Genomic DNA, 12954 nt, shown 5'->3' on the forward strand with positions numbered 1-12954 from the left:
CGTGGATCCCGCCACCCTGATCGGGTTCGGTGTCTCCGTCGTCGCCCTGTTCGTCTTCATGACGATGGAGGGCGTCTCGCCGTCGGCACTGATGTTCCTCCCGGCGATCGTCCTGGTCATCGTCGCGACCTTCGGAGCGGCGGCGGCCAGCCAGACGATGGACGACCTGAAGAAGCTGCCCACCTGGTTCAAGATGGCCGTCATGCCGGCGAAGGTGCCGCCGGCCACCGACCAGATCCAGACCCTGGTCAGCCTCGCCGAGAAGGCCCGCAAGGAGGGCCTGCTCGCGCTCGAGGCCCAGGTCAAGCAGATCGAGAACCCCTTCCTCAAGCGCGGCCTCCAGATGGGCATCGACGGCACCGACCCCGAGCAGCTGCGCGACGTCCTGGAGGCCGAGATCGCGGCCAAGAAGGCCGAGGACAAGGTCGCGGCCAAGTTCATGAACGCCATGGGCGGCTACGCGCCGACCATCGGCATCCTGGGCTGCATCGTCGGCCTGATGAACGTCATGGGGAACCTGAACAACCCGGAGACGCTGGGCCCGATGGTGTCCGCGGCGTTCATCGCCACGCTGTGGGGCGTCATGGCCGCCAACTTCTGGTTCCTGCCGATGGGCGCCAAGATCATCCGGGTCAGCGAGCTGGAGGCCGCGCAGATGGAGATGCTGGTCGAGGGCATCGCCGAGATCCAGGCCGGGACGAGCCCGCGCGCCGTCCGGCTCAAGCTCACCTCGCTCATCCCGCCCAGTGAGGCCGCCAAGGAAGCCGCGTGAGCGGCAGCCACGGGGGGCGTCGCAAGAAGCACCCCGAACACGAGGAGCACGAGAACCACGAACGGTGGCTCGTCTCGGCCTTCGACATGATGACGCTGCTGTTCGTGCTGTTCGTGGTCCTCTTCGCGATGAGCAAGGTCGACGAGGAGAAGTTCGCCGCCCTGGCCAGGGGCATGGCCGAGGCCTTCGGTGCGCCGGTCCAGGCCATCACCGGTCCCGGCACCAGCGAGGACGCCTCGATCCTCCCTGCCCTCGACGCCGCGGTCGACGTGCAGATCCCCCCGGCCCCGTCCGCGGAGGACTCCGTGGACACCGCGGCCGCCGCCGAGGCGACCGCGGTGGCCGCCGAGGCCCAGGCCCAGTACGACGCGCTCGACGGGGTCCGCGAGCAGATCGACACGGCGCTGACCGCCGCCGGCTACGCCGGCGCGGCCCGCTACGAGATCGACGAGCGCGGCCTCGTGGTGCACATCGTGTCCGACCCGGTGCTGTTCGACGCCGAGAGCGCCACCCTGCTCACCCAGGGCCGGGCCATCCTCGACGCGGTCGCCCCGGCCCTGGCCGCACTGCCCAACCAGCTCGACGTCGAGGGGCACGCCAACCACCTCCCGGTGACCCCCGGCGGTCCGTGGCCGTCCAACTGGGAGCTGTCGGCCAGCCGCGCCTCGACCGTCGTCCGCTACCTCGCCGGTGACGGCGTCCCGGAGGTCCGCATGGCCGCCACCGGCTACTCCTCCACCCGGCCGATGGTGCCGCAGACCGACCCCGGCGCGATCACGCTCAACCGCCGGGTCGACATCGTCGTCCTCTCCACCGCCTCCGCCGAGGCCAACGAACTGCTGCCCGGCCTCGAGGCCGGAACCGCAGCGAGCCCCACCACCCCAGCACCGACCACCGCCACCGAAGGGGGCCACCCGTGAGCAAGACGAAGACCGACGACGCCGAGGCGCCCGAGGAGGCGAAGGGCGGCAAGAAGAAGCTGCTCATCATCGCGCTGGTGGCCCTCGTCGGCCTGGGCGCCGGCGCCTACTTCATGTTCTTCGCCGGCGGCGGCGAGCACGAGCCGGTCGCCGGCGAGGTGCTCCCGCTGGAGTCCATCGCGGTGAACCTGGCCGGCGGCGGCTACCTCAAGGTGGGCATCGCCCTCCAGCTGACCGAGGACGCCGCCAGCGGTGGCCACGGCGGTGCCGCGGTCGACGGGTCCAAGGCCCTCGACCTGGTCATCTCCACGTTCTCGCAGGCCCAGCCGGCCGACGTGACCGGCGCCCGCGACGCCCTCAAGGAGTCGCTGCGCCATCAGATCGTCGAGGCCTACGCCGACCACGAGGCGGGGACCGAGATGGTCATGGACATCTACTTCACGGAGTACGTGACCCAGTAGCTCCCCCGGCACCGCACCACGGACACCACGGCTCCCGTCCGTCACGTCCTCCCCGGCTGACCGGCGGCGTCCCGCGCCGCCGGTCAGTTCCGGACCGGGGCCCGCCGATGAGGGAGGGGTGACCCGCCCCGAGAACGGACCCGTCCCCGGGGGCGCCGGGACGTCGTCCGCGGGTGGCCGCCGGCGCGGCGCTCCCCGCACCTACGACTTCCGACGCCCCACCAAGCTCTCCCGCGAGCACGTCCGCGTGCTGCAGATCGCCCAGGAGGCGTTCGCCCGCCAGGCCACGACGGTCCTGACGACGCTGCTGCGCACCGGCGCCCGGATGGAGCTGCTCGGCATCGAGCAGCAGTCTTACGACGACTACGTCGCGACGCTGCCCAACCCCTACTTCCTGACGACGTTCACCCTGGAGCCGCTGGCCGGCAAGGGGCTGCTGGCCTATCCGCTGGACATGGCGATGGCCACCGTCGACCACATGCTCGGCGGGTCCGGGGCGGCCGACCAGCCGGACCGGCCGATGACGGCGATGGAGACCACCATCACCGGCCAGCTGCTGACCCGGCTGCTCGAGGAGTTCGCCGCGGCCTTCGCGCACATCACCGAGATCCAGCCGGTCCGCGACGGGCTCGAGTACAACCCCGCCCTCGCGCAGGCCGCCGCGGGCTCGGACACCGTGATGGTCGCCAACTTCGAGCTCGCCGTCGGCGACCGCGACGGACAGGCGACCCTCGTCCTGCCGTTCTCCTCGTTCGCCACCGCGCTGAACAACGCCACCTCGCCGCACCTGTCCGAGGCCGCGCAGCGCAAGCGGCAGCGCGCCGCGGAGCTCCTGTCGGTCCGGCTGGAGATGGTCCCGGTCGACGTGAGCATCCGGTTCAGCCCGCTCGAGGTCTCCTCCAGCGACCTGCTCTCGCTGGCCATCGGTGACGTGCTGCTGCTGCGCCACCCGCGCGACAGCCCGCTCGAGGTCACCACGAACGACGTCACGTTCGCCTACGCCATCGCCAGCAACCACCGGCGCCGGCTCGCCGCCTCCATCGTGCCCACCCCGTACGCCGCCCGGGACACCACAAAGGACACCGCATGACCGCCTCGCTCGACACCGTCCAGGCATCCGAGACGATCTCCGCCGTCGTCGTCGCCGCCGCGCACGCCGCCGCCTCGCTCGTCCCCTCCCCCGTGGACCTGGTGCCCGGCGAGGCGGTCACCGACCCCGACCTGGTCGCGCTGCCCCCGACGGCGGCCGCGGCGGTCAGCGCCCGGCTCTCCGGCGAGGTCACCGGCGACGTCGTCCTGGTGCTCTCGGCGGAGATCGTGGAGGCGCTGGACAACTCCCCGGTCGGCCCGATGGACGTCCCGACCGCGCTCCGGCCGGCCCTCGAGGCCGCCGCCTCGGCGCTGGGCCGGGTGCGCGTGGACTCCGAGCGCACCGAGGACCCGGTCACCGCGCTGGACGGGCTGCGCGACAAGGGCATGTTCGTCGCGGTCCCCCTCTACGGCACCACCGACGAGGGCACCGAGCACACCGCCACCCTGGCGCTGCAGGTCACGCTCCCCCAGCCGCAGCGCACGCAGCGCGGCAGCCTGGAGCTCCTGCGGCACGTGGCCATGGAGGTCACCGTCGAGATCGGCCGGACCCGCATGACCGTCGGGGAGCTGCTCTCGCTGCACCCGGGCGAGGTCGTCGAGCTGGACCGCGCCGCGAGCGCGCCGGCCGACCTGCTGGTCAACGGCACCCTCATCGCTCGCGGCGAGGTCGTCGTCGTGGACGAGGACTTCGGTCTGCGGATCAGCGAGATCGTCAGCGACGCAGCCGAGCTGGGGGGCATGCACTCGTGACGTGGATGCTGATCCGCCTCGTCCTGTCGCTGGCCTTCGTCGGCGGGATCCTGTGGTTCGCCGCCCGCCTGGCCAAGAAGAAGGGCCTGGGCCAGTCCAACGGACTGGTCGAGATCGTCTCCTCGCAGCGGGTCAGCCGGGCGAGCACGGTCAACGTCATCCGCATCGCCGACCGCGTCCTGGTCGTGGGGGCCACCGAGCAGACCGTCACCCTCCTCGCGGAGATGGACGCCGAGATGGTCGAGGCCACCCTGGCCGACCGTGAGCTGGCCGCCGTGACCGGCAGCGAGGCCGATGCCGGCCCGCGCCGGGTCGTGGCAGCGCGGGGCACCGGGCTGCTGGCCGGCTCGGTCCTCGACCGCGGCAGCTGGGGCGGGATCGTGCAGCAGATGCGCGAGCGGACGGTCCGACGCTGATGACCACCGCCACCTGCGCGCCGGCACGGACGACCTCGCCGGCGCTGCGCCGGACCGCCGTCCTGCTCCTGGTGCTGCTCGCCTGCGCGGTGGTGGCCGTCCTCCTGGCCGGTCCGGCTTCCGCGGCGCCGACCACGCCCACCGCGCCGGCGGCGCCGACCGCGCCGGTCGCCCCCGTCGTCGACGGTGGGGTGGACATCTCCGTGGGCGGCGGCAGCCCGAGCAGCTCGGTGACGCTGATCCTCGCGATCACCGTGCTCTCGGTGGCGCCGTCGGTCCTGCTGCTGTGCACCTCGTTCACCAAGATCGCCGTGGTGCTGTCGCTGACCCGCAACGCGCTGGGTCTGCAGTCCTCGCCGCCGAACTCGGTGCTCACCGGCATCGCGCTGTTCCTCACGCTCTTCGTGATGGGCCCGGTGTTCTCCAACATCAACGAGATCGCCGTGCAGCCCTACCTGGACGGCGAGATGTCGATCTCCCAGGCCTACGACACCGGCGTCGTCCCGCTCAAGGAGTTCCTGCTCCACAACACCCGCGACGACGAGCTCGAGCTCATGGTCGGGCTCTCCGGCGAGGAGAAGCCCGAGGCCCGCGAGGACGTCAGCATGACGACGCTCATCCCGGCGTTCGTGCTCTCCGAGCTGAAGAGCGCCTTCATCATCGGGCTGGTCATCTTCATCCCGTTCCTGGTGCTGGACATGCTGGTCAGCTCCGCGCTCATGGCGATGGGCATGATGATGGTGCCGCCGTCGATCGTGTCGCTGCCCTTCAAGCTGCTGCTCTTCGTGATCGTCGACGGCTGGGCGTTGATCACGACATCCCTCGTGGGGAGTTACACGTGAGCGACGCCGACGTCACCGAGATCGCCATCCGCACGATGATGGTGGCCGCGAAGGTGGCCGCCCCGATCCTGCTGACCGCGCTGCTGGTCGGCTTCCTGATCTCGCTGTTCCAGGCGGCCACGCAGATCCAGGAGGCGACGCTCTCCTTCGTCCCGAAGATGATCGCCGTCGCGATCGCCCTGCTGATCACGGGCAACTGGGTGCTGTCGGAACTGGTCAGCTTCACGCAGAGCCTGTTCGACACGCTCCCGCGGTTGCTCGGGCGGACCTGACCGGCATGGACCTCGAGGTCCCGGCAGTCACCCTCGTGGCGCTGCTGCTGGCCACGGCGCGGGCGACGGGCTTCGTCCTGCTCGCCCCGCCGTTCAACACCCGGAGCATCCCCGCCCCGGTCAAGGGAGCGCTGGCGCTGGCCCTGTCGGTCGCGCTGTTCACCCGGATCGCCCCGGACCTCCCCGAGCCGACCGCCGGCTTCGTCATCGTCGCCGCCGTCACCGAGGTGGTCATCGGCGCGGGCCTCGGCTTCGTCGTCCAGGTGTTCTTCGCCGCCGTGCAGATGGCCGGCGACCTCATCGACGTCACCGGCGGCTTCTCCCTGCAGCCGGCGTACGACCCGCTGTCGCAGAACACCAGCGGCGCGATCGGCCGGCTGCACTACCTGCTGGCGACGACGTTGCTGTTCACCAGCGGCGGGCACCTGATGATCGTCCGCGGCTTCGCGACCTCCTACGAGGGGATGCCGGTCGGCGGTGGTGTGCCCACCGACCACCTCGGGGAGGTGCTGATCACCGCCTTCTCGATGATGTTCCTGGCCGCCCTGCAGATCGCCGGCCCCATGGTCGCCGTCCTGCTGCTGGCCGACGTCGCCCTCGCGCTGCTCTCCCGCGCGGCACCCGCGCTGAACATCTTCGCGATCGGCTTCCCGGTGAAGATCATGCTCACCCTCGCCCTGCTGGGGTTGACCTTCCCGCTGCTGCCCCCGGCCCTCGACGCGCTCGTCGAGCAGGCCACCCGCGCCATCGTCTCCATGAAGAGCGGCTGATGGACGCGCGCACGTGGGGCCGCACCTCCCGGTGTGAGGGGGTGAGCTAGTGGCCAAGGACGGTCCCGGTGGGGAGAAGACCGAGAAGCCGACACCCAAGAAACTCAAGGACGCCCGCAAGGACGGGCAGATCCCACGGACCCAGGAACTGGGGACGTGGGCGGGGATCGCGGCCGCGAGCGTGCTCATGCCGATGCTCGCCGGAAACGCCTACGAGGCGGTCGGCGAGCTGTTCGTCCAGGTCGGCGCGGTGGCCGACGACCCGGTGCCCGAGCGGGTCACGGCGATGCTCGGCCAGGCGCTGACGGCGTTCCTGACCACGCTCATGCCGACCGCGGTGGGACTGATGGTCGTGGGCCTCGTGGCCTCGGCCGCCCAGGGCGGCGTCACCGTCTCGGCGAAGGGCATCAAGCCGACGCTGAAGAAGCTCAACCCCTTCCCCGGGATCAAGCGGATGTTCGGCACCCAGGGCATCTGGGAGGCGGCGAAGGCGGTCATCAAGACGGCCGCGCTCGGCGTGGTCGTGATCATCACCAGCACACGGGCGCAGGCGCTGGTCTCCTCCGCCGGCGCCCTGCCGATCTCCGCCATCGTCTCGACGTTCGCCGACTCGGCCGTGCAGATGCTGCGGGTCGTCGCCGTCACCGGCCTCGTGATCGCGATCGCCGACTACGTGATCGTCCGCGTGAAGATGATGAAGCAGCTCAAGATGAGCCGCTACGAGATCGAGCAGGAGCACAAGTCCTCCGAGGGTGACCCGCACGTCAAGGGTCAGCGCCGGGCCACGGCCCTCGCGATGTCGCGCAACCGCATGATGGCCGACGTCGCCGACGCCGACGTCCTGCTGGTCAACCCGACCCACGTCGCCGTCGCCCTGAAGTACGACGCGGCGAAGGGCGCCCCCCGGGTGGTGGCCAAGGGTGCCGACCTCATCGCGGCCAAGCTGCGCGAGAAGGCCGCCGAGGCGCGCGTGCCGATGGTCCAGGACATCCCGCTGGCGCGGGCGCTGCACGCCTCGTGCGAGGTCGGCCAGGAGGTGCCGCCGCAGCTGTTCACCGCGGTGGCCCGCGTGCTGGCGTTCGTCATGCAGCTCGGTGCCCGGGGCATCCGCGGCGGGATGCACGCCCCCGGCTTCCAGGCCCCCGACGTCGAGGACCTCCCGAAGGCCGGTCGCAGGAGGCTGCCCGCGGCGTCCTGACCCCGTCCGCGCGACCCCGCGCAGCCGTCCCGCACCCGTGACGGCTGTGCCGACGACGCATGCCCGGGGACAGGGGGGCGGCTGGGACGGGTGGGTCCGGATCGGGTGCCCGCTCGACTGGAACTGCCGATGTCTCTGCCGTGAAGGGCATCAGCAAGGCCGCCGTCCCCATCGGCGTCGTGGCCATCGTCCTGATGCTGGTGGTGCCGCTCCCCGCGGCCTTCCTGGACGTGCTCCTCGGCTTCAACATCACCTGCTCGCTGCTGATCCTGCTGGTCTCGATGCAGATCAAGAAGCCGCTCGACTTCGCCGTCTTCCCCTCGCTGATCCTCATCGCGACGCTGTTCCGGCTGGCGCTGAACGTCTCGTCCACCCGGCTCGTGCTCAGCGACGGGTTCGCCGGGAAGGTCATCGAGGCCTTCGGGCACTTCGTGATCGGCGGCTCGCTGATCGTCGGCCTGGTGATCTTCGTGATCCTGACGATCATCCAGTTCGTCGTCATCACGAACGGTGCCGGGCGCGTGGCCGAGGTCGGCGCCCGATTCACCCTCGACGCCATGCCCGGCAAGCAGATGGCGATCGACGCCGACCTCAACGCCGGCCTGATCAACGAGGAGCAGGCGCGCAAGCGCCGCAGCGAGGTCACCGCCGAGGCCGACTTCTACGGGTCGATGGACGGTGCCTCGAAGTTCGTCAAGGGCGACGCCATCGCCGGCATCATCGTCATCCTGATCAACCTCATCGGTGGCTTCGCCATCGGCATCATGCAGAAGGGCCTCGCGCCCGCCGAGGCGGTCAGCACCTACTCGCTGCTGACCGTCGGCGACGGCCTGGTCTCCCAGATCCCGGCCCTGCTGCTCTCCACCGCGACCGGCATCATCGTCACCCGCTCGGCCACCGAGGGCGACATGGGCAGCGACCTGATCGCCCAGCTCGGCCGCTTCAAGCAACCGGTGCGGATCGCGGGTGGCGCGGCGATCGCGCTCTGCCTGATCCCCGGCCTGCCCAAGCTCCCGTTCCTGATCATCGGTGGCCTCTTCCTCTTCATGGCCTCCCGGATGACCGACGAGGTGCCCGAGGACGACGAGGCCGAGACCGCGACCGCCGGCGACGACGAGCCGCGCCCCGACTCCCCCGAGGCCATCGCCGAGAAGATGCGGGTCGACCCGCTGGAGCTCGAGGTCGCCTTCGACCTGGTCGACCTCGTCGACGCCGCCCGCGGCGGTGACCTGCTCGACCGCGTGAAGGCGCTGCGCCGCAAGGTCGCCATGGACACCGGCCTGGTCATCCCCCTGGTGCGCACCCGCGACAACCTGGACCTGCCGGCCTCCCAGTACGTCATCTGGCTCAACGGCGTCCCGGCCGCGAAGGGCTCCTCCCCCGCCGGCATGGTCCTGGCCATCGGCGACGGCCTGGAGGGGCTGCCCGGCCGGGCCACCCGCGAGCCGGTGTTCGGGTTGGCGGCCAAGTGGGTGCCCGCGGAGCTGCAGCGGCAGGCCGAGATGGCCGGCGCCACGGTGGTCGACCGCTCCTCGGTCATCACGACGCACCTGGCCGAGGTCGTCCGGCAGAACGCCTCCGAGCTGCTCGGCCGCGAGGACGTCAAGCTGCTGGTGGAGATGGTCAAGCGGACCCACCCGATCGTCGTCGACGAGCTCACCCCCGCGCTGCTCACCCTGGGCGAGGTCCAGCGGGTGCTGCACGCCCTGCTCGCGGAGAACGTCTCCATCCGCGACCTGGTGCGCATCTTCGAGGCGCTGTCGGTGCGGGCGAAGACCTCCAGCGACCTCGACGGGCTGGTCGAGGCCGTCCGCGGCTCGCTCGGCGCCGCGATCAGCCACCCCTACGTCACCCCCGACGAGCGACTGCACGTCCTCACGCTGGACCCGGGCTTCGAGCAGCGCCTGCTCGAGTCGGTCCGCCAGAGCGACGCCGGTCAGGTGCTGGCGCTGGACGCCGGCAACGTCGACGCGCTCGTCACCGGGTGCTCCGGACACCTGGAGGAGGCCGAACGCCACGGCTTCGCCCCGGTGCTCGTGTGCTCCCCCCAGGTCAGGGCGGCTCTGTCCCGCCTGATGCGCCAGGTCCTGCCCCGGCTGCCGGTGATCTCCTACTCGGAGGTCTCCCGGACGGCCACGATCGAGTCACTGGGAGTGGTGAACGGTGCCGTTGCCATCCGTTGAGGCAACCACGCGTGAGGGCGCCATCGCCGCCGCGCGGGAGAAGTACGGCTCGACCGCCAAGGTCGTCGCCGTCCGCAAGACCCGCAGTGGCGGGGTCATGGGCTTCTTCGCCAGCGAGCGCTACATCGCCGAGGTCGAGGAGGTGCCGGCCCGCCGTCCCGCGCCGCTGTCGGACTCCCGCCGCCGGATCGAGGCCGCGCTGAGCCGGGACGACCGGTTCGTCGACGACTGGGACGACGACGGCTACACCCCGCCGCGCTCCGAGCCGGCACGGGGTCGGGCGGGCCGAGATGGAGCACGCGCGTCCCGGCCCGACCCGGTCGACGAGCTCGCCGGCCTCCTCGGCCACGGGGGCGGCGACGCGCCGGAGCTGGACGTGTACTCGCGCAGCAGCTTCACCCGGGCCGCGGCCGCGAGCCGTCCCGCCGCCTCGCGGTCCACGGCTCCCGCTGCCTCGGCGCCGGCCGCCCGCACTGCCGCCGCCGCGCCCGCCGCCCGCGCTGCAGCACCGCAGCGCGCCCGGACCGGTGCCGCCGCCCGTCCGCCGGCCACCCCGCCGCTGGACCTCGACGAGCCCGCCGCTCCGTCGCTGTTCACCTCGGCCCTGGCCCAGGTCGTGAGCGACGACTCCGAGGTGCGCGCCGCCGTCGAGGAGGCGGTGGCCACCGCGGCACCGCAGACCCGCGCCACGTCGCCTGCCGCCGGCACCCCGGCCGGCTCGGCTCGCCCCGGCCGTCGCACCTCCGCCTCCGCCGCGCCCGCCGCCGGCGCCGGGCTGGCCGCCGCGCTGGCCGCCGTGCAGCAGGCTGCGGCCGACCGGGCCGCCGCCGAGCAGGCCGCCGCCCAGCGCGCCGAGGCCGCCCGTCTCGCCACCGAGCAGGAGGCCGCACGGATCACCGCCCAGCGCGAGGCCGCCCGCCTGGCCAAGCAGCGGGCAGAGGCCGAGAAGGCCGCGGCGGCCGAGGCCGCCCGCATCGCCGCCGAGCAGGAGGCCGCCCGTCTCGCCGCCGAGCAGGCGGAGGAGGCGCGCGTCGCCGCCGAGCAGGAGGCCGCCCGCATCGCTGCCGAGGAGGAGGCCGCCCGCCTGGCGGCCGAGCAGGAGGCCGCCCGCGTCGCCGCGGAGCAGGAGGCGGTTCGCCTGGCCGCCGAGCAGGAGGCCGCCCGGATCGCGGCGGAGCAGGAGGCCGTTCGCCTGGCCGCCGAGCAGGAGGCCGCCCGCATCGCCGCCGAGCAGGAGGCCGCCCGCATCGCCGCCGAGCAGGAGGCCGCCCGCATCGCCGCCGAACAGGCCGCGGCCGCCGAGGCCGCCCGCGTCCTCGCCGAGCGGGAGGCCGCGCGTCTGGCCGCCGAGCAGGAGGCCGCCCGTCTCGCCGCGGAGCAGGCCGCCGCGGCCGAGGCCGCCCGTCTCGCCGCCGAGCAGGCCGCGGCCGCCGAGGCCGCCCGCATCGCCGCGGAGGAGGAGGCCGGCCGTCTCGTCGCCGAGCGGCGGACGGCGCTCCTGGCCGCCGAGCGCGGAGCCGCCCGGCTGCGCGCCGAGCAGGCCGCCGCGGTGGCAGCCGCGGAGATCGCCGCCGAGCGCGAGGCCGGCCGGGTCGAGCCGGTGACCACCGAGTTCGCCAGCGCGACGGAGTCCCCGGTCGTGCCGGAGTGGCTGTCGGAGCCCGAGCTCGCCGCCGGTCCGGCCACCGTCCGCGAGGAGGCGATGGCCGAGGTCCTGCGCGCCGCCCTGGCGCACGACACCTCCGACGACGTCCTCACCGACATCCTGCGGGGCGTGCTCGCCAACGCCTCCCAGCGTCCGGTGGCCGCTCCCGCGCAGCGCCAGGGCTGGGTCGAGGGTGCCGCGGAGTCCGACGAGTGGGAGGTCGTGGCCGACGTCCTCGCCCCGACGGCGAGCGACCCGGCTCCCCTGGCCCTGGACGCCACGGCGATCCTGCCGCCGCTCTCGCTGCTGCCGCCGCGGACCCCGGGCGCGCAGCTGGCGATCCCGCCGCTGCTGGGTGGCCGCCCGCCGGTGCCGCCGGCACGCCGTCGTCCCCCCGTGCCCGGGCAGGCCGTGGCCCGCGTCGCCTCTGCCCGCGCTCCGCAGGGCCTGGCCACGGTCACCTCGCTGCCGACGTCCCGCGTCGGCGCCGTGCAGGGCGGTGGCGGCGCCGTCGTCGTCTCCTCGATCCGCGAGCGCTCCGGTGCCCTCGTGCCGACCGGCGCGATGGTCGACCCGCGGATGATCGAGGCGGTGGGGGTCGTCACCCGGCTGCGCGCGCTCGGCCTGCCCGAGGCGCTGCTCGGCGGCGGCTTCGCGGCCGACATCGCGGCGAACGGCACCTACGCCGCGCTCACCCGCGTCCTGGCGATGCTGCCGGCGGCGCCGCCGGTCCCCAACGGCCCGGGCGAGGTCCTCCTCGTGGTGGGTCCGGGCGCCGAGACCCTCGCGGCCGCCCGCTCCCTCGCCGCCTCCCTGCGGCTGGACCCGGACCGGCTGCAGTGGGCCAGCCGCGGCGACCTGGCCGGCCTGGTCCCCCAGGCCAGCCGGATCTCCTCGGTCGACATGGCCATGGAGCGCAAGCAGGACACCGCGCACGCCGGCGGCCTGACCGTCGTCGCCGTCGACGCGCCGCTGCGGTCCGGCGGGCGCACCTGGCTCGAGCAGATGCTGGCCATCTGGGCGCCGTCCGCGGTCTGGGCGGTCGTCGAGGCCACCCGCAAGGCCGAGGACGTCGGTCCGTGGCTGGAGGCCCTCCCGCGGGTGGACGCCCTCATGGTCCAGGACACCGACCTCACCGCCGATCCCGCCGCCGTGCTGTCCCGCGCCGCCGTCCCGGTGGCGCTGCTGGACGGCGCCCGGGCCACCGCCCACCGCTGGGCCTCTCTCCTCTGTGAGCGGCTGGAGGCCGTCGAGGCATGAACCCGCTGCGCTGGGAGGTCCTCGGGCTCGCGTTGGTGCTGGCCCTGCCGGTGCTCGCCATGGGGTACCGGGGAGACCTGACGCTCGACGACATGGTGACCCGGCTCCCCTGGTGCCTGGTCGCGGCCTGGGCAGTGGTCGCGCTGCTCTCCGCCGTCGCCCGTCCGCGGACCCCCGCGGAGAAGCCGTCGCGGCACGCCCAGCCGGCGACGGAGCCCGAGCCGGAGTCCACGCCGGCCCCCTGACACCGCCCCCCTCCCGCGCTTCTGCGGTGTTCCTCGTGCCTCTGCGGCGTTGCAGTGCCGGAAAGGCGCGAGGAACACCGCAGACGTATCCGGGCGCTGTCCACAGATCCGCTCCCGGGCGCCCGATC

13 protein-coding genes are annotated in these 12954 nt (G+C 73.2%); all 13 read left to right on the top strand.

Going from position 1 to position 12954, the window contains the following annotated elements; genetic code table 11:
- The first annotated feature begins 1 nt into the window (after window position 1).
- The 13 genes from N555_RS0107070 (at window position 2) to N555_RS0107130 (ending at window position 12826) form a co-directional block, all read left to right on the top strand.
- Window positions 2-772 carry a motility protein A gene (locus N555_RS0107070; protein WP_029430794.1) on the top strand — a complete coding sequence of 257 codons (771 nt, stop codon included), beginning with the start codon at window positions 2-4 and terminating at the stop codon, window positions 770-772.
- On the top strand, window positions 769-1692 hold the full coding sequence (locus N555_RS0107075) for a flagellar motor protein MotB (RefSeq protein ID WP_034509287.1): 924 nt from the start codon (window positions 769-771) through the stop codon (window positions 1690-1692). The genes N555_RS0107070 and N555_RS0107075 overlap by 4 nt, the downstream gene beginning before the upstream one ends.
- Window positions 1689-2153, top strand: a complete 465-nt coding sequence (fliL, locus tag N555_RS0107080) for a flagellar basal body-associated FliL family protein (protein WP_029430796.1) — start codon at window positions 1689-1691, stop codon at window positions 2151-2153. Before N555_RS0107075 ends, fliL begins: the two co-directional genes overlap by 4 nt.
- A 118-nt stretch (window positions 2154-2271) precedes the next feature.
- A complete protein-coding gene (locus N555_RS0107085) occupies window positions 2272-3243 on the top strand; it encodes a flagellar motor switch protein FliM (protein WP_029430797.1) in 972 nt (323 codons plus the stop codon).
- Window positions 3240-3995: a flagellar motor switch protein FliN gene (gene fliN / locus N555_RS0107090; protein ID WP_029430798.1), complete on the top strand. Its 756-nt coding sequence runs from the start codon at window positions 3240-3242 to the stop codon at window positions 3993-3995. Before N555_RS0107085 ends, fliN begins: the two co-directional genes overlap by 4 nt.
- Window positions 3996-4000: 5 nt before the next feature.
- Complete coding sequence (locus tag N555_RS0107095; protein ID WP_231502674.1) at window positions 4001-4411, top strand: FliO/MopB family protein; 411 nt, start codon at window positions 4001-4003, stop codon at window positions 4409-4411.
- Window positions 4411-5253: a flagellar type III secretion system pore protein FliP gene (gene fliP, locus N555_RS0107100; RefSeq protein WP_029430800.1), complete on the top strand. Its 843-nt coding sequence runs from the start codon at window positions 4411-4413 to the stop codon at window positions 5251-5253. The genes N555_RS0107095 and fliP overlap by 1 nt, the downstream gene beginning before the upstream one ends.
- Window positions 5250-5525 (top strand): flagellar biosynthesis protein FliQ, encoded by a 276-nt coding sequence (gene fliQ, locus N555_RS0107105; protein WP_029430801.1) that lies wholly within the window; start codon window positions 5250-5252, stop codon window positions 5523-5525. Before fliP ends, fliQ begins: the two co-directional genes overlap by 4 nt.
- Before the next feature lie 5 nt (window positions 5526-5530).
- Window positions 5531-6295, top strand: a complete 765-nt coding sequence (fliR, locus tag N555_RS0107110) for a flagellar biosynthetic protein FliR (RefSeq protein ID WP_029430802.1) — start codon at window positions 5531-5533, stop codon at window positions 6293-6295.
- A gap of 49 nt (window positions 6296-6344) precedes the next feature.
- The gene (locus tag N555_RS0107115) at window positions 6345-7493 is read left to right on the top strand and encodes an EscU/YscU/HrcU family type III secretion system export apparatus switch protein (RefSeq protein ID WP_029430803.1); all 1149 of its coding nucleotides are present in this window, start codon (window positions 6345-6347) and stop codon (window positions 7491-7493) included.
- A gap of 140 nt (window positions 7494-7633) precedes the next feature.
- Window positions 7634-9676, top strand: a complete 2043-nt coding sequence (gene flhA / locus N555_RS0107120) for a flagellar biosynthesis protein FlhA (protein ID WP_029430804.1) — start codon at window positions 7634-7636, stop codon at window positions 9674-9676.
- Entirely contained in the window at window positions 9657-12581 is a 2925-nt protein-coding gene (locus N555_RS26700; protein ID WP_051683823.1) for a coiled-coil domain-containing protein, read from the top strand. Before flhA ends, N555_RS26700 begins: the two co-directional genes overlap by 20 nt.
- Window positions 12578-12826 (top strand): hypothetical protein, encoded by a 249-nt coding sequence (locus N555_RS0107130; RefSeq protein WP_029430806.1) that lies wholly within the window; start codon window positions 12578-12580, stop codon window positions 12824-12826. The genes N555_RS26700 and N555_RS0107130 overlap by 4 nt, the downstream gene beginning before the upstream one ends.
- Window positions 12827-12954 lie beyond the last annotated feature (128 nt).

Source organism: Blastococcus sp. URHD0036 (genome assembly GCF_000701365.1).
Classification (GTDB): Bacteria; Actinomycetota; Actinomycetes; order Mycobacteriales; family Geodermatophilaceae; genus Trujillonella.

Bases quoted from the DNA above. Each gene is read 5' to 3' on its own strand.
- fliN (WP_029430798.1), top strand. From the start codon at position 3,240: ATGACCGCCTCGCTCGACACCGTCCAGGCATCCGAGACGATCTCCGCC.
- fliP (WP_029430800.1), top strand. From the start codon at position 4,411: ATGACCACCGCCACCTGCGCGCCGGCACGGACGACCTCGCCGGCGCTG.
- fliR (WP_029430802.1), top strand. From the start codon at position 5,531: ATGGACCTCGAGGTCCCGGCAGTCACCCTCGTGGCGCTGCTGCTGGCC.
- N555_RS0107095 (WP_231502674.1), top strand. From the start codon at position 4,001: ATGCTGATCCGCCTCGTCCTGTCGCTGGCCTTCGTCGGCGGGATCCTG.
- N555_RS0107130 (WP_029430806.1), top strand. From the start codon at position 12,578: ATGAACCCGCTGCGCTGGGAGGTCCTCGGGCTCGCGTTGGTGCTGGCC.